The 16,774-nt window shown below is 67.0% G+C and carries 9 protein-coding genes; 5 read left to right on the top strand and 4 right to left on the bottom strand.

What is annotated here, in order from left to right:
• Positions 1 to 370 precede the first annotated feature (370 nt).
• Positions 371 to 1,999: a beta-N-acetylhexosaminidase gene (locus VF167_14755; GenBank protein HEX6926679.1), complete on the top strand. Its 1,629-nt coding sequence runs from the start codon at positions 371 to 373 to the stop codon at positions 1,997 to 1,999.
• 168 nt (positions 2,000 to 2,167) lie between these two features.
• Here VF167_14755 and VF167_14750 read toward each other — a convergent pair whose 3' ends face one another.
• Positions 2,168 to 3,061 carry a PIG-L family deacetylase gene (locus VF167_14750; GenBank protein ID HEX6926678.1) on the bottom strand — a complete coding sequence of 298 codons (894 nt, stop codon included), beginning with the start codon at positions 3,059 to 3,061 and terminating at the stop codon, positions 2,168 to 2,170.
• A 197-nt stretch (positions 3,062 to 3,258) separates the two neighbouring features.
• Between VF167_14750 and VF167_14745 the strand changes: the two genes are divergently transcribed.
• Positions 3,259 to 5,694 (top strand): TonB-dependent receptor, encoded by a 2,436-nt coding sequence (locus tag VF167_14745; protein ID HEX6926677.1) that lies wholly within the window; start codon positions 3,259 to 3,261, stop codon positions 5,692 to 5,694.
• A gap of 272 nt (positions 5,695 to 5,966) precedes the next feature.
• Here the strand turns inward: VF167_14745 and VF167_14740 are convergent, their stop codons facing one another.
• From VF167_14740 to VF167_14730, 3 genes are all read right to left on the bottom strand, one after another.
• Positions 5,967 to 7,682 carry a tetratricopeptide repeat protein gene (locus VF167_14740; protein ID HEX6926676.1) on the bottom strand — a complete coding sequence of 572 codons (1,716 nt, stop codon included), beginning with the start codon at positions 7,680 to 7,682 and terminating at the stop codon, positions 5,967 to 5,969.
• Between the two features lie 105 nt (positions 7,683 to 7,787).
• Entirely contained in the window at positions 7,788 to 11,129 is a 3,342-nt protein-coding gene (locus VF167_14735) for a PAS domain S-box protein (protein ID HEX6926675.1), read from the bottom strand.
• A gap of 130 nt (positions 11,130 to 11,259) precedes the next feature.
• Positions 11,260 to 12,135 carry an NAD-dependent protein deacetylase gene (locus VF167_14730; protein HEX6926674.1) on the bottom strand — a complete coding sequence of 292 codons (876 nt, stop codon included), beginning with the start codon at positions 12,133 to 12,135 and terminating at the stop codon, positions 11,260 to 11,262.
• 358 nt (positions 12,136 to 12,493) lie between these two features.
• Here VF167_14730 and VF167_14725 point away from each other — a divergent pair, with 358 nt between their 5' ends.
• The 3 genes from VF167_14725 to VF167_14715 all read left to right on the top strand — a co-directional run bounded on the left by VF167_14725 (position 12,494) and on the right by VF167_14715 (position 16,762).
• Positions 12,494 to 13,216 (top strand): hypothetical protein, encoded by a 723-nt coding sequence (locus VF167_14725; GenBank protein ID HEX6926673.1) that lies wholly within the window; start codon positions 12,494 to 12,496, stop codon positions 13,214 to 13,216.
• A 270-nt stretch (positions 13,217 to 13,486) separates the two neighbouring features.
• Positions 13,487 to 14,545: a glycosyltransferase family 4 protein gene (locus tag VF167_14720; protein ID HEX6926672.1), complete on the top strand. Its 1,059-nt coding sequence runs from the start codon at positions 13,487 to 13,489 to the stop codon at positions 14,543 to 14,545.
• A gap of 18 nt (positions 14,546 to 14,563) precedes the next feature.
• The gene (locus VF167_14715) at positions 14,564 to 16,762 is read left to right on the top strand and encodes a glycogen debranching N-terminal domain-containing protein (GenBank protein ID HEX6926671.1); all 2,199 of its coding nucleotides are present in this window, start codon (positions 14,564 to 14,566) and stop codon (positions 16,760 to 16,762) included.
• Positions 16,763 to 16,774 lie beyond the last annotated feature (12 nt).

Raw genomic sequence — 16,774 nt, 5'->3', positions numbered from 1 at the left:
AGCAATTCGGTTCGGGACAAGGATGGATCGGGAATGGTCGGGTCGGATGGCGCGGGCCTCTGGTGGCTGGCTCCGGCGAGCGATGGCCCGCGCCCGGGTTGGCGTCTATTGTACTCCGCTCGACCCGGACCGCAAGTCGATGTGGAGCATGCTACACCGTTGGGATGGCTGAGTTACAGCGGACTCCTGAGACCGCGTGGCGACTGCTTGCCGGCGTGTCGTTCACAGCCACATTGATCTTTATGCGGCCGACGGCAACATTCAGCCGACAACGCCTTACCTCCGCATTGGCCGCCCGTGCGTGTCCTGGACATCAACTCTTTTCAGAATCCCCAAACCGCGTCCACGAATGCGAACCAGGCCCGCTGCCATGCACGACATCCGCCGTGCGCGCACGTACTCCTTCGCCGCCCTTCTCTTCCTCGCCTGCGCACCCGCCGCCCGCGTGGAACCCGCTGCTCCGCCATCCCCAGGGGATGAAGCGGCGCCCGCCCCTGCCGAGACGATCACCGCCGAGGCACCCGCCCACGCCATCATCCCGACTCCAGCCCAGCTCGACTTCACTGGCGGCCCCCCATTCACGCTCAGCGCGGAGACGGCAATCGGGGTGGAGACGACCGATTCAGCGGCCGCATCGGTCGGGGAATACCTCGCGGCCCTGCTCCGGCCGTCGACCGGCTTCAACCTCCCGATCCACCCCGTGGCCGAGGTTCCGGCGCAGGGGAGCATCCGCCTGCGGCTCGGCGGGGATGCCTCCCTCGGGGAGGAAGGATACCGGATGGAGGTTAGCGCGGGGGGAATTGAGCTGACCGCCGCCGCGCCGGCCGGCCTCTTCTACGGCGTGCAGACGCTGCGACAGCTCCTTCCGCCGGAGATCGAGCACGACTACAACGGGCCGCTCCGCGACGCCACGATCACGGTGCCGGCCGTGACCATCGTCGATCGGCCCCGTTTCGCCTGGCGCGGCGCCATGCTCGACGTGGCGCGCCATTTCTTCACGGTGGACGAGGTCAAGGAGTACATCGACGGATTGGCGCTTTACAAGATCAACGTGCTGCACCTGCACCTCTCGGATGACCAGGGCTGGCGCATCGAGATCCGCTCCCGGCCGCGGCTGACGGAGGTTGGGAGCGTCACGCAGGTGGGAGGTGGGCCGGGGGGATTCTACACACAGGAGGATTACGCGGAGATCGTGCGCTACGCGCGGTCCCGCTTCATCACCATCGTGCCGGAGATCGACCTCCCCGGCCACACGAACGCGGCGCTGGTCGCTTACCCGGAACTGAGCTGCGGGACGCGTCCGCCGGCCCTCTACACCGGGACGGACGTGGGCTTCAGCACCTTCTGCGTCGACAACCCGGGTACCTACGAGCTCATCGGCGACGTGCTGCGCGAGCTGGCCCAGCTCACCCCCGGCGACTACCTCCATATCGGCGGGGACGAGGTCGAGGCGCTCACCGACGAGGAGTACGCCCGCTTCGTAGGGCGCGTGCATCAGGTGGTCACCGACCTCGGCAAGCGCGCGGTAGGGTGGGACGAGATCAGCAAAGCGCGCCTCGACTCAACCACCCTGGTCCAGCTCTGGGCCGGGAAATCGGTGGCCAACGCGCTGCGGCAGGGAGCGAAGATCGTCGTCTCTCCCGCCTCCCGCGTCTACCTGGACATGAAGTACGACGAGCACACGGAGCTGGGGCTCAGCTGGGCTGGCCTAACGGACGTGCGCGAGGCATACGACTGGGACCCGGCGAATTTCCTGGACGAGCTGAGCGAGGAGAACATTGCTGGCGTCGAGGCGCCGCTCTGGGCGGAGACCCTCCGTAACCTTCCCTCCGCACAGTATATGGCCTTCCCGCGCCTCCCCGGTGTGGCCGAGATCGCCTGGAGCCCTCAGGCGAAGCGGAACTGGGAGGATTACCGGGCGCGGCTGGCGGCCCACGCGCCGCGCTGGAGGATACTGGGGATCAATTACTATCGCGCCCCGGAGATCGACTGGCGGTAGGGAGGAATTACGAATTACGAATTACGAATTACGGAGTTGCCAGTCGAGTAGAGGCCGAGCTGGCGGGTCGCCTTCCGGACCTAACGACTGCGTGGGACAGCGCCGGCGCGCCTGGAGGTTGGCTGCAAACCTGGCAACCACCCGTAATTCGTAGTTCGTAGTTCGTCGCTACTGCCCGAACATCTCCCTCAGTTCCTCCTCCGTCGCCTGCCTCCCGTACTCCGATAGCTCGAACGCCTCGGCGAACTGCACGCTGTTGCCCACCTCCGCGCCCCAGAGCTCGACGAGGCGGTCGCGGTACTGGTCGGCTACGGCAGCGCTGCGCTCTTTGACGCCCTCTAGCAGAAAGGCGGCGCGCTCGGCATCGCCGCTCGGGACGTCGGGGCGGGTGCGCGCCTGCCAGGAATCGGCGTCGCCGAACTGAGAAGGCATGGCGGAGATGCACTGCCACTTCTTCTCCGCGGTCTCGTCGATCCCCACCACCATCGTCGGCTCGAAGGGATACGGCTTCTGGAAGGAGTCCGAGTAGTAGAGGATCACGGGGTTCCGCTCGACCGGCGGGGTGTCGGGGGTGAAGAAGGGCGCGGCCACGATCACTGCGGCATCGTTCACCAGCACACCGGTGTAGCGATGATCCGCGTGGTAGTCGTAGGGCCGATGCGCGAGCACGATATCCGCCTGCCACTCCCGAATCAGGCGCGCCACCGTGCGCCGGTTCTCCAGCGTCGGCATCAGCTCGCCGTCATGGATGTCGAGCACCTCCGTCTCGATCCCCAGGATGCGCGCGCACTCCTCCACCTCCGCGCGCCGGCGCTTTGCCAGCGGCCCACCCGCCATGGAGAAGTGCCCGATGTCGCCATTGGTCATGGCCACGAACTTCACCTGGTGGCCGCGCGCTGCCCACATGGCAGCGATCCCCGCCGCCCTTAGCTCGTTGTCGTCGGGATGCGCCCCGAAGGCGATGATGCGCAGTGGACGCTGGGCCTGTGCGTGTGCTGCGGGGAGGTCGATGGCGGCGAAGGCGAGAATCGCAAGGATCGCGAACACGGCCGGTCTTCGCATGGGGAGGGCTCCTGGGGATGAGGACGAAAGGGCTTCAACACACGGAAATGGTCGAGCCACCGGGCGGAGGGGGGATGGGAGGATGTTTAGGTCATTCTCTCCGGAAGCGCCAGAGCATTAAACCCCACCCAACGCCAACCCGACCATCCCTGTCATATAGAGCAGGAATCAACCTGATCTCGTGAACCTCGGAATTCGTGATCGATAAACTCCTTCGGCAGGCCTGCCTGGTGGCTCTTCTGCTGGCGGTGGCGCAGACCGTCGCTTTGGCGCAGGCTCCAACCACCGTCACCGGTACGGTCTACGACGCCCTCACGGGGGAGCCGCTCCCCAATGTACAGGTGACGGCGCATACCATTGCCGATTCGGCGGTGGTCGCGAGCGTCCTCAGCAATTCCGCGGGGCGGTTCACCATCACGGGCCTGCCCGCGGGGAGCTACCGTATTGGCTTTCGCCTGATTGGCTTCGCCCGCGCGGAACGAACCATCTCGACCGCGGTCGCAACGCCGGTGGTCGACCTGGGTCGGGTGCCGCTGAGCCTGGAGGCGGTCACCCTCGACGAGGTGACGGTCACCGCGCCGGTCGAGCCTGTCATCTATGCCCCCGACCGCGACATCTACGCGGTGGATGCCATGCCGGCGGCGGCCGGCGGTACGGCCACCGACGCTCTGGCCCAGGTCCCGGACCTCGAGGTCGACATCAACGGTGAGGTCACCCTGCGCGGCAACACGCCGACCATCTACATCAACGGTCGGCCAGCGCCGATGCAGGGCGAATCGCTCGCCTTCTTCCTCCAGCAATTCCCCGCCGAGAACATCCAGAGCATCGAGGTGATGCCCAACCCCTCGGCGCGCTATGAGGCTGAGGGGGCGGGCGGCATCGTGAACATCGTGCTGAAGCGCGGCGTCCGGCTCGGACTCACCGGGAACGTCTTCGCCAACGTCGGCACCCGCGGCGAGTTGGGAACCGGGGCACGGGCCACCTACATGGCCGGCGACCTGACCGTGCAGGCCGGCACCTCGGCGCGCTACACCCGCACCGAGACCAGCTCCGCGGAGTTGCGCGAGAATCTGCTCGCCGATCCCGTCACCCTGCTGGAGCAGGAGACATTCTCCAATCGCTCCGGCGGGTCGGGTAATGTCGACCTCGAGGTCGAGTACTCCTTCTCGGAGCAGACTCGACTCACGGTCGAGTCGCGCTTCAACGGTAACCTCTTCGACGCCGATCGGACCACCAGCTACACGGAGATGCAGGTCGATCGTACGATCACCGACCAGTACGATCGCATCGCGGCCGATGACTCGCGTGGCCACTCCGTCGATCTCGCTTTCGACCTGCGGCACGACTTCGAGCCGCGGGGGCACGACCTACGGGTCGAGGTCGAGTACCAGCGCAACCGCGACCTGCAGGAGAGCCTCATTCGTCAGCGCTTGCTCGAGGAGCTCGCCGAGGAAGATCCAGCCATCGAGCTCACCCTCGACGACCAGAACGAGAACGAGAACGAGACCGGCATCCGCATCGACTACAGCCGCCCCGTGGGAGAGCGCGGGCAGATCGAGGTCGGCTACCAGGCCGAGCTCGGGGAAAGCGTCGATGGGCAGCTCCGACGGATCGGGATCGACGGGTCACCCGAGGAGGACATGGAGCTGATCGATCGCGGCTTCACCCAGCGTCAGCGGGTGCACGCCGGATACCTGACCGCCATGCGCCGTTTCGGGGATCTGAGCGCGCAGCTGGGCGTCCGCGCCGAGAGCACGGACGACTCTTACCGCCTGAACGTGGACGGACTGGAGTTCGGGAGCGACTACCTGAGCTTCTTCCCGAGCGCCAACCTCACCTATCAGCTCGGCCGCGATTCCCGGTTGCGCGCTTCCTACTCAATGCGGGTGAGGCGCCCGTCGGCGAACCTGCTCAACCCGACCAACCGATCGACCGATCCCATGAACCGGCGGGTCGGCAACCCCGACCTCGAACCGCAGTACACCCACTCGTTCAGCTTCGACGCTAGCTGGAGGCGGGGTCCTGCCACCCTGCGGGTAGCTCCATTCTATCAACGGAACGAAAACGAGTTCACCGAGCACAAGACCGTCGACGAGCTGGGTGTCTCCACCACTACCTGGGAGAACCTGGCCTCCAGCTCCTCCTATGGCACCTCCGTCTCGCTGTCCATCCGCGACTGGCATGGGCTGGGCGGCTCCATCCACCTCAACGGACGCCGCGAGGAGCGCGACGACACCTGGTTGCAGGAGGAGCACCGCAGAAGCTCCACCCGCTGGTCGCTGCGCACCAACCTGCATGCCCAGGTGGGGTCCAGCCTGACGTTGCAGGGGACGATGAACTACGACCCGCCGCGCGAGTTCGCCCAGGGCCGGAGGTCCGGCACCGTCATGATCAACACCGGATTGCGCAAGCGCTTCCTGGACGGCCGCGCCAGCATCAACCTGAACGTCACCGACCCCTTCGACCTCTACCGGCCCTCCGTCACCTATTTCGACCGCGGCTTCCGCGAGAGCGGCCGCGAGCGCGTGAGCATCCGCCGCGCCTCCCTGAGCCTCTCCTACAGCTTCGGCGGCCGCGGCCGGGGCGGCGGGGAGAGGGGGTGGCGCGGGCGCGGCGGGTGGGATGGGGATTGATTACGAATTACGAATTACGAATTACATCGAGCCCTAGAACCTAACCGCAGGGGCCACAGAGGGTTACACAGAGAGCGCGGAAGACGGCGTCAGATCAAATGCGGGTTAGATCAAATGTGGGACTTTGGGTGAGAAGACCATCCCCGATCTCACATGCCCTATCGCGAATGATCAGCGCCCCAAATCCTCTGCGCTCTCTGTGTAACCCTCTGTAGCCTATGCGGTTAACCGTAATTCGTAATTCGTAATTCGTAATTAACAGTACCTCGCTCTCACCCTGCGCTGGGGGCCACCGCTATCTGCGCGTCCGCTCCCTCCCACGCGCGGCGGAAGGCTGCCATGGCCTCCTGGGCTTCGGCGGTGCGGCCCTGGGCTTCGAGGGCGCGAGCGAGGCCGTGCAGCGACCAGCCGTTGTCGGGGAAGCGCGCGAGGTCCTCGCGGTAGGCCTGCTCCGCCTCCTCTCCGCGGCCGGCGACGAGCAACAGTGCGCCTAGCTCCTGGCGCACGGGGACGGTCCACTCCGGGGGCTCTCCGTAGACCAGGCTGTCCTCCAGGCGTGCGGCCTCGCGCAGGTGCTCGATGGCCGCGTCGTGGTTGCCGCGCGCGGCCTCGATATGGCCGGCGAGCACCGCCGCGGCGATCCCCTGCACCGGCCGCGCCTCGTTGAACTCGAGTCGCATTCCCTCAGTCTCGGGCCGCTGCATTTCAGCACGCAGCGCCGCGAGCTCCTGCTCCGCACCCGCCGCATCACCTCGCCCCAGCATCGCCCGCCCGCGCGCGTAGTGCCAGATCACCCGAGCGTGCACCAGGTTCTCCGGGGGCGCCTCGGACGCCAGGATCTCCTCCCACTCGCCGAACCGCACCGCCACCTGCAACGGGCGGGTGAGGTGGTGCTGCATGAAGTCCATCCCCGGCGTACCGAGGAACTCGCTCGGCAACAGCGAGGGGATCTTCCGCGCGGCCTCCAGCGACTGCTGCCGACGACCCGCCATGCTCGCGGCAAAGGCGAGAAAGTCGTAGTTGTGCGGGTAGTAGGCAAGGGTGTAGATCCCCGGCGCGGGTGCCTGGTCGCGGATGTACGTCTCGTCCGCGTGGGTCGCGTGGACGTTGGCCTGGATGGCGTCGACGTATCGCCCCACCCGGATGTAGATGTGACCCGGCATATGCACCAGGTGCCCCGCACCGGGCATCAGCGCCGCCAGGCGCTCCGCACACGGTACGGCGCGCGCCGGCTCCACTTCCTCCACCGCGTGGATGTAGAAGTGGCACGCACCGGGGTGACGCGGGTTGCGCTCGATCACCCCTTCCAGGTTCGCCAGGATCACGTCCGTGCCCGGCTGCAGTGAGCCGTCGTCCATCCAGTACTGCCAGGGACGAAGGTCCATCAGGGCCTCGGCGTGTAGCGTCGCGATCTCCGCGTCGTCCGGGTACTGAGCCGCCAGATCTCCCATCGCGCGGGCGTAGGCGCTGTCCAGCGGCGCGCGGTTGGTGGGAGGCACCTCGGCATAGCGGGTCGCGAGGGCGGCGATCAGCCCGCGCTCGACCGGACCAGCCCCATCCTGCAGCTCCTGCGCGCGACGGATCGCCTGGTACGCCGCCACCCCCGACGCCGAATCCATGGGGGCGTTGATGTTAGGCCCGTACGCCAGGGCAATCGCCCAGTAGCAGATCGCGCACTCGGGATCCAGGCGGGTGGCCTGCTCGAATGCGCGGACCGCCTCGGCGTGGTTGAAGGCGTAATAGAGCCTCAATCCCTGGTCGAAATACTCCTGTACGCGGGGGACATTGCTGGAGATGGGGTAGTGATGATCGCCCAGGTTGGTTAACAGCGGGACCGTGTCCGCCGTGGCCGCGGGTTCATTCGCGTGATTCGTATGAGCGGGTTCCTGCGCCGGGAGGGCGCCCGCGACGAATGTGGAGAACAGAGCTGAACCGACGAGAACCAAACCACAGACCGCGAACAAGGAGGATCGCTGTGACTGTGACATAGTGGCCTCAGTGGCGTGGGTTTCACTCCAGTGCGCGAGTCACGCCGAACGTCCGAGTCGTGAACCTCGCGCCGGCTCAACGTTGCTGATTCAACAGTCGTTTCGTCACTCGGCGGTCTCACCTCCGGAGGATGTAGCGTTGCGCCCCGGCGATGTGTCGCGGTTGCGCGGTCTTTCGCGCGCCGCCAGGGCAAGGTCGACTACTTCTCTGAATCGGTCGATATCGATGGGCTTGGTCAGGTACTCGATCGCGCCCGACTGCTTGAGCAGCGCGATCTGCCTCGGAGTGGCATCCGCGCTGACCACCACGACGGGAGTCGACCGGGTCGCGGGGTCGGCCCTCAGCTGTCGCAGCACCTCCTCGCCGCTCACGTCGGGAAGGTGGAGGTCGAGGAGGACCAGGTCGGGAGAATGCTGCCGCGCCAGCTCCAGCCCCAGACGGCCCTGCAGGGCAGGGATGAGCTGGATCTCGGGCCGGTCGTCGAAGATCGTCTCGACCAGGCTGAGGTTGGCGAGGTTGTCCTCGATGTAGAGGATGGTTGCCGGCTGCCCCCCGGCCGGTCGCACATCACCTGCCCCGTCGGCGGTCTCCTTGGTCGGAAGCTCGACCAGAGGGCTGGCGGCGACGGGGAGGTCGATCCAGAAGGTGCTCCCCACCCCTTCCTCGCTCTCCACTCGCATCTGCCCATTCATCGCCTCGATCAGGCGGCGGGAGAGCGTCAGCCCCAGGCCCGTACCCTCGATCCCCGCCTCGTCCGCCTCCAGGCGCGAGAAGGGAAGGAACAGCTCGGCCATGCGGGCTCTGGGGATCCCCATGCCGGAATCGCACGTGCCGATGGAGAGGACGCCACCCCCGTCCGGGTCCTCGCGCGCCTCCGCCACCAGCCAGACCCGGCCGTCTGCGCGGTTGAACTTGATCGCGTTGGAGAGCAGGTTCAGCACCACCTGGGTGAGCCGCTGCCGGTCCGCGCGGACGTACCGGTCCGCTTCGGGAGGAACGGTCTCGTCCAGGTGGCAGCCGTGCTGTGCGGCCGTCGGCCGCATCATGCTCAACGCTTCGCTCAGCAGGCTACCAGCGTGGACTGGCTCGAGCGAGAGCGTGTGCCGGTTCGCCTCGATGCGCGCGAGGTCGAGCACCTCGTTGATCAGGTTCAGCAGGTGGCGCCCGCCACGGATGATGTGATCGACGCTGCGCGCCTGGTCTGGTGGGAGATCGCGACGCGCCAGGAGCTGCGCGAAGCCGAGGATGCTGTTCATCGGCGTGCGCAATTCGTGGCTCATGCGCGAGAGGAACTCGCTCTTGGCGCGGTCCGCCTGTTCCGCCACCTCGCGCGCCGCCTCCGCCTCCTCCTTGGCCGCCCGCAGCGCGGCCTCCGCCTCCTTCAATGGGGTCACGTCGAAGGTATAACCCAGCACCTCGATGTCCGCGGAAGCCGGGTCTCGCTCGAAGCGCACGCTGGCGAGCAGGTTTCGATATTCGTCGCGGCGGTTGCGGAACCGGTATTCGTAGGTGAGCTGCACCGCTCCGCTGTTCATGGCTTCGCCCAGCTTCCGCGTGACCGGCTCGCGATCGTCCGGATGGGTGCGCTCCAGCCACAGGTCGGGATCGGACAGGAACTCCTCGGCGGAGAAGCCGAGCACGGCCTCGGCGTTGGGGCTGATGTATGTGGTGTGGAATGATTTGCCCGAGCCGCGGAAGATCACCCCCGGGCTCGAGGCAATGAGATTCTCGAGAAACCGGGTCGTCTCCCGTAATCGCAGCTCAGTGCGCTTCCGGTCGGTGATGTCCCGGCTGTTCACCACCACCCCGTCCGCCGCCGTGGTCGGGGAGAGCGTGGTACCGACCGCTTCCACATGCACCCAGTGGCCTTCCTTGTGGAGGAAGCGGAACTCGGCCGAACGGGTCTCTCCGGGGTGCGCAACCAGATCGGCGAGGCGGCTCATCACCGGCTCGACGTCGTCCGGATGCAGGAGCTCGAACGCGCTGCGCCCCACCAGCTCGTCCTGCCGATATCCGTAGGTGCGCTCGAGCGCCGGGCTCTGGTACAGGACGATCCCCTCGGGGTCCAGCAGGGTGACTAGGTCGGAGGCGTTCTCCACCACCGAACGAAAGCGTTGTTCGCTCCAGCGCAGGGCCTCCTCCGCCCGGCGCTGCTCGGTGATGTCGCGGAAGAACCAGATGCGCCCGTAGATCTCCCCGTCGGGAGAACGCACCGGGCCGCTGTAGCGATCCAGGACACGGCCGTCCTTGAGCACCAGCTCGTCGCGGCTCTGTTCCTCCGGGTGATCGTACAGGTACTGCACGCGCTCCAGGAACGTGTCCGGATCGACCAGGAGGTCGGCGACCTGCTTCAGCGCCGCCTCGGCCGAACCCTTTTCAAGGATCTCGTCCGGAATCCCCCAGATCTCACGGAAGCGCCGATTGCAGGAGAGGATCGCCCCGGTCGGCGAGACCATCAGGATCCCGTCGAGGGAGGACTCCCCCTGCGCCTCCAGGAGCGCCTTCTGGAAGCGGACTTGGTGGTCGACGCGACGGCGCTCGGTCACGTCGCGCGCGTTGATGATGATGCCGGCGCGCGGTGAGTCGGGGAGAAGGGTGCGGCCGCTCGCCTCGAGGATCCGCCAGCCCCCCGTCTTGTGCCGGTAGCGCAGCTCGACCGTCTCGATTCGTCCCGGGTTGGCGGCCACCCGACCGAGGGCCTGGCGAGCAATCTCCCGGTCGTCCGGGTGGATGCGCTCGAACGTGCTGGTCCCGACCACCTCCTCGGGCTTGTAGCCGAGGACTCGCTCCCCGGACGGGCTCTGGTATACGTTGATGCCCTGGGGATCGAGAATGCTCGCCACGTCGGAGGAGTTCTCGATCAGAAGGCGGAAGTGCTCTTCCCGCCGCTGCAGCTCGGCCTGGGCCTGCTGCCGTTCCGCCACCTCCGCAGCCAACGCGGCGGTACGCTCCTCCACTCGGCGCTCGAGCTCCTCTCGAGCTCTCAGCAGCTCCTCCTCGGCCGTCTTTCGCTGGTGGATGTCGCGGACGGTCGCCAGCACGTGCTTGCGGCCGAGCAAATCGATTGGCTGGAGCTTTACCTCCACCCAGCGGTGCCGACCCGGAGGGTTCTGGACCCGCCACTCGAACTGCTGGGGCTCACCCGCAGCCGCCTTCCGGATGAGCGCCAGGGCCTGATCCTCGTCGTATTCGCCCCCGCTGGCGATGCGCAGGAGACCGCTGGCCGTCAGCTCGGCCTGCGAGCATCCCACCAGCCGGCACGCCTGTCGGTTCGCGTCCACGATGGCACCGGTCTCCGCGTCGTGAACGAACATGGCGTCGCTAGCCATCTCGAAGATGGTGCGGTAGCGAGCCTCCGACCGACGCAGGGCATCCGCCTGCGGATCGAGGGAACGCGTGGGCTCTGCCGGCCGAGGCGAACCACTAGCACGACCAGGTCCGTTCATCCGACTGCAGGACTTCCTTTAAGGGGGATGGGTGGCGGACGGCGGGGAGGTTCCGGAAAGGGAAGTCATCCGGCCCCAATCAAGCATTAAATCGGGGCGTTCGCCAGGCAAGGATATTGATGGTGGCGGTTCAGCTCTGGAGGAGCAGGTGGTGTAGCCGCGGGAGCACCTCGCCGGTCCGACCCTCCACCTTCACCACGGCAGCCTCGTCCGCGCGGGTGGGACCGACGTTCACGATGGCGATCGGCACGCCCTCTTTCTGGGCGCGGTAGATGAAGCGCCGGCCGGAGTAGACCGTGAGGGAGGAGCCGAGCACCAGCAGCGCGTCGCCCGCCTCGAAGAGCTCCCACGCGGAGGCCACCGTCTCCGCGGGCACGTTCTCCCCGAAGAAGACCACATCCGGCTTCATCACCCCACCGCAGTGATCGCAGGGCGGGACAGCGAATTGCTCCATCGCCTCTGCCGGCAGCTCGGCGTCGCCGTCCGGCGCGGCTTCCGCATCCCCCGGCCCGCTCTGGATGGTGAAGCGCTCGATCCAGGCGGTATTGAGGTCGAGCAGCTGTGACTGGTACTGCGTGCGCGAAACCACCCCACCGCAGTCCAGGCAGCGCACCCGGTCGAGGGAGCCGTGGAGCTCCACCACCCGGCGGCTCCCCGCCGCCTGGTGGAGGCCGTCGACATTCTGGGTGATGACCCCGTGGAGCAGGCCCGACCCCTCCATCGCCGCCAGCGCGAAGTGGCCCGCGTTCGGCCGCGCCGCGCGGATGCGCGGCCAGCCGATCATGCTCCGCGCCCAGTACCGCACCCGGGCCGCCGGGCGGCCCACGAACTCCTGGTATTGGATCGGCCGCCGTTCCCGCTTGATCGACTCGGGACCGCGGTAGTCGGGGATGCCGGATTCCGTGCTGCATCCCGCGCCGACCAGGGCAACCACTCGCCGGTCGCGAAGATGATCCGCGAGCGCCTCGACGTCGCCCTGCGCACGGGAAACGGTAAGCAGATCCATGCCTTAAAGGTAACCGGCCGGGGACCTCGAACACCAGCGCCTATCGCCGCAAGACCTCCGCGACGCCTCCCCCCCGATCCTCCTACTCTCATTCCTCCGATCCGACGAGATCTGTCAATGGGGAGTGCGCTGGAACTCTGGTACGGCCGCGCGGCAACCTTCCCGCAAGGGCCTCTTCCGGCAGCGCCGCCCCGGAATCCGCCCTCTCCAGCTCAGTGGATCGATCACGATCGATCCTTCGTGAGCCGTCTTACAAAAATCGTAAATGTACATGCACAAACAATTTAAGTGGCATGAGACATGCGCCTTGCCAGGGCGATCGCGACGGAAGGCGACCCGATCCTCAGGAGGAGGCGTGATGGAGAACGACCAGCGGCACGAGATGGCAGGTTCTTACCGCGAACCGGGGACGGACGAGGGGCACGGACGCATGCAGCGGGCGCGCGAGGTGGCCCGTGAGAAGCTGGGGCGGGCGAAAGAAGGGTTGGCTGCCGGCGCGACGAGCGCGACGGAGGTGGGTCGGCATGTAGTGGTCGGCGCGCGCGAACGTGCCTCACGCGCGGCGGAGTTCGTGCGCGATGCTGAAACGAACGTGGAGCTCGGACAGACCGTAACACATCGCACCGAAAGTTCGATCGGTCGAGCCGGTGAGGCGCTGACCCGCGCGGCACCGACCATCGGGCGCGGGACCGAGCGCGCCGCGGAGAAGCTCGGGGAAGCGCTGCAGGCGATTTCCCATCCCACCGGGGTGGTGCTCGGGAGCATCGCGGGCAGGCTGGGCGGATGGTGGCGCAAGGCCGCCGAAGAGCGCCGCGGCACATCCCGGCGCGAGGACGAGGCGACTCAGGATCACTTCGGGCAGGTCGCAGCACCGTCTTCGGGAATGAGCTACGAGGAGACCCGGCCCGCGCCCTCCGTGGGCTACGTGGCCGGCAGGAACCCCGATTTCGACGGCCGGCCCTCCGAGGAGGTCGAGCCCGAGCTTCACGAGGAGTTCCGAGCTCAGGAGAGCGGAGGTCACGACTCGAGCAGCGAGTCCACCCGTTACGTCTTCGAGCGGGGGGATATCACGGAAAGCTGACGGGGCGCCTTCGACTCAACAGACACTGCGGCGGCAGGGCACTGCATGGCCTGCCGTCGCCGCCCGGGCGAGCGAATCCGATTCACCAGGGCGCCTGCCGAACGGGCAGCAGCTCTGCCGCTTCGGGCACGGAATGCGTCGCTACGGCCGGCCTTCGGGTGGCATCGAGGATGCATTCGGATTTGTTGCGGCGGACGGGCCCTGCGGGCCCGTCCATTTCATTGTCCGAAAGCGAAAGGAGAGAGGAAAGAAGAAGGAGGTAGTACCGCTATGCGCATTGCGATGATCTCCACTCCCTTCCTGTCCGTCCCTCCGCGAGAGTATGGCGGCACGGAGCTGGTGGTCCACGAGCTCACGGAAGGGTTGATCGAGCGAGGACACGACGTCACCCTCTTCGCCACGGGCGACTCGCAAACCAGCGCAGAGCTCAAGTCTCTCTACCCCCAGGCCCAGTGGCCCCCCGAGCTGCTCACCGACCTGAACCACGTCTCGTGGGCAATGCAGAAAGCGAAGGAGGGCGACTTCGATATCATTCACGGCCACTCGGCCGTGGCGCTCGCGATCTCCCGATTGATCCCGGAGATCCCGCTCGTCTACACTCTCCACCACGACCGTGACGAGCAGCTCTCGGCTTTCTATCGTTACTTCCCGGACGTGAACTACGTGGCGATCTCGGCCGACCAGCGGTCGCGCGAGGTGCCGCTTCCGCATGTCCACGTGATCCACCACGGGCTCAATCCGGACAAGTACCAGTGGACCTGCACGCCGGGTGATTACGTAGCCTTCGTAGGACGCCTCGCCAGGGTAAAGGGGCCGCACACGGCTATCGACGTCGCCGAACGAGCGGGTGTTCAGATCCGCGTCGGGGGGGACGTTCACGTTGTCGACCGCGAGTTCGGCGAGAGGGAGGTGATCCCGCGGCTTACGCGCCCGCACGTCCACTACCTTGGGCCCGTCGGCATGGGAGTGAAGGTGCCGCTCCTGCGCGATGCCCGAGCGCTGCTCGCGCCGATCGAGTGGGACGAGCCCTTCGGATTGATTCTGATCGAGGCGATGCTCTCGGGATGCCCGGTCGTCGCCTTTGCCCGCGGAAGCGTACCGGAGCTGGTGGAGCAGGGGGTGACCGGATTCATCGCCCGTGACCAGGATGAGATGGTAGAGTTGATCCGCCCCGGCGGTGCCGTCGATCATTTCGACCGCGAGCGCTGTCGAGCCCGCGCTGTCGAACGGTTCGACCGATCGCGCATGGTGGCGGAGCATGAGGCGCTCTACCAGCGACTCATCAGCGCGGCTGCCGCGGCCCGGCGCCAGCGGATCCGCATCGCCTGATCATCGTGAACGCGCTACATGTCGACGCAGACGAAAGCACGTACGCCGATCTCGATGACCGAGGCGGTGGGCTACTCCTCGATCGACTGCGCTCACCAGGCGCCGGTCGAGGATGCCCTCGTTCTCAAGCACAACCGCCTCTTTCTCCTGCTGGACCGCAACGGAAACGTCACCCCTCCAGGCCGTTGCGGTCTCGGGCTCTTCCACGACGACACCCGCATCCTCAGCCACTACATGCTGCGCTTCGCGGGCGGGGAGCCCGTACTCCTTTCGGCACAGACCAGCAGGCCGTACGAGGCGCGCATCGATCTGGCGGTCACCGATCAGACGCTAGGGGGCGACCCCTGGGATCCGAAGAACGTGATCCACCTTCGCCGCGAGATCGTCGTCGAGGGTCACCTCGCGGAGCAGGTGACCATCACCAACTTCCTCACCCGGCCGGTCGACTTCTGGGTTCGGCTCGACCTCGGCAGCGACTTCGCGGACATCTTCGAGGTGCGGGGGTGGAAGCGCCCGAAGAGGGGGCAGTTCTATCGTCCGCGGGTGCTGAATGGTCGCCTGCTCGAGTTTTCCTACCAGGGGCTCGACGGCGAGACGGTGTACTCCCACGTCTCCTTCAAGTCGCCGCCCACCACGCTGGACGAGAATGGAGCGCGGTGGACGCTGCGGCTGGAGCCAGGAGTACGACAGGTGCTGCAGTGGGAGGTCTCACCGGGTCCGGCGCGCACCAGCAGGAGCGCACCGTCTCCCCTTCGGGAGAGGCGCAATCGGCTCGCGAGCGAGTACTCGGAGTGGCGTTCGCAGTGCTCGGGGTGGAGCACCGACGTCGCGGAGTTCAATGCGACCCTCGCCCAGTCGGTCAACGACCTTCGGTCGCTCTACATCCACGCCGACGGCGAGCACATCATCTCCGCCGGCATCCCCTGGTACACGACCGCGTTCGGCCGCGATTCGATCATCACCTCGCTGCAGACGCTGCCGCTCAACCCCCTCATCGCGGTCGACACGCTGCAGTACCTCGCGCGTCACCAGGGGGTCAAGGAGGACCCGTACACGGAGGAGCAGCCCGGGCGCATCATGCACGAGCTGCGACGGGGTGAGCTGGCGCGCTCCGGCGAGATCCCGCACGTACCATATTACGGGACGGTCGACGCCACGCCCCTCTGGCTGATCCTCCTGCACGAGACCTGGCGCTGGACCGGCGACGAGGCACTGGCGCGGCAGCTCATGCCCCACGCCGAGCGGGCGCTGCGCTGGATCGACGAGTACGGCGATCTCGACGGGGACGGGTTCGTGGAGTACGCGCGCACCTCGGACCGCGGCCTGGTGAACCAGGGCTGGAAGGATTCGGGAGACGGCGTGCCCTACCCCGATGGCCGGCTACCGGTCCCCCCGATCGCCCTGGTCGAGGTGCAGGGTTATGTCTGCGACGCGAAGCTCCGCATGGCGCAGCTCTTCGAGGCCCTCGGACGCCGCACGGATGCGGAACGGCTCCGGCGGGAGGCCACGAACCTGCGCGAGCGGATCCTGGAGAGATTCTGGCTGGAGGAGCTGGGGACGTTTGCTCTGGCCCTGGACGGGGAGAAGAGACCGCTGCCGACGGTCACGAGCAATGCCGGGCACCTGCTCTGGAGTCGCGTCCCCACCGACGAGCAGGCTGCGCGGATGGCGGATGTCTTCCTCGCGCCCTCTATGTTCAGCGGCTGGGGGATTCGCACGTTGAGCGCGGAGCACCCGGTGTACAACCCGATGAGCTACCACAACGGCTCCATCTGGCCGCACGACAACGCGCTGGTGGTGCTCGGGCTCTCTCTCTACGGCCACGCGCACCGGGCGCTGCCGGTGCTCACCGCGCTGCACGAGGCGGCCATCCACATGCGGGCGCATCGTCTGCCGGAGCTGTTCTGCGGCATGCAGCGGTCGGGAGGGTTGCGGCCAGTGCTCTATCCGGTGAGCTGCTCGCCCCAGGCGTGGGCGTCGGGGGCGTTCTTCATGCTCCTGCAGGGCGTGCTCGGCATCTTTCCCGACGCCGGGCAGCGCCTGCTGCACATTCGTGATCCGCGGCTGCCGGGCTTCATGCGCGAGCTGACCCTTACCAACCTGCGCATCGGCGGCTCCCGGATCGCGCTGCGCTTCCGCCGTCACCGCGACCGGACCCTGGCCAATCTGCTTTCTCTGGAGGGGGCGCCGCTGCAGGTGAGGATCGAGCTGAACTGAAGGAGAGGGGGG

This window comes from Longimicrobiaceae bacterium (assembly GCA_036375715.1).
GTDB lineage: Bacteria > Gemmatimonadota > Gemmatimonadetes > Longimicrobiales > Longimicrobiaceae > DASVBS01.
This window is presented reverse-complemented; position numbering and strand designations above follow the sequence as displayed.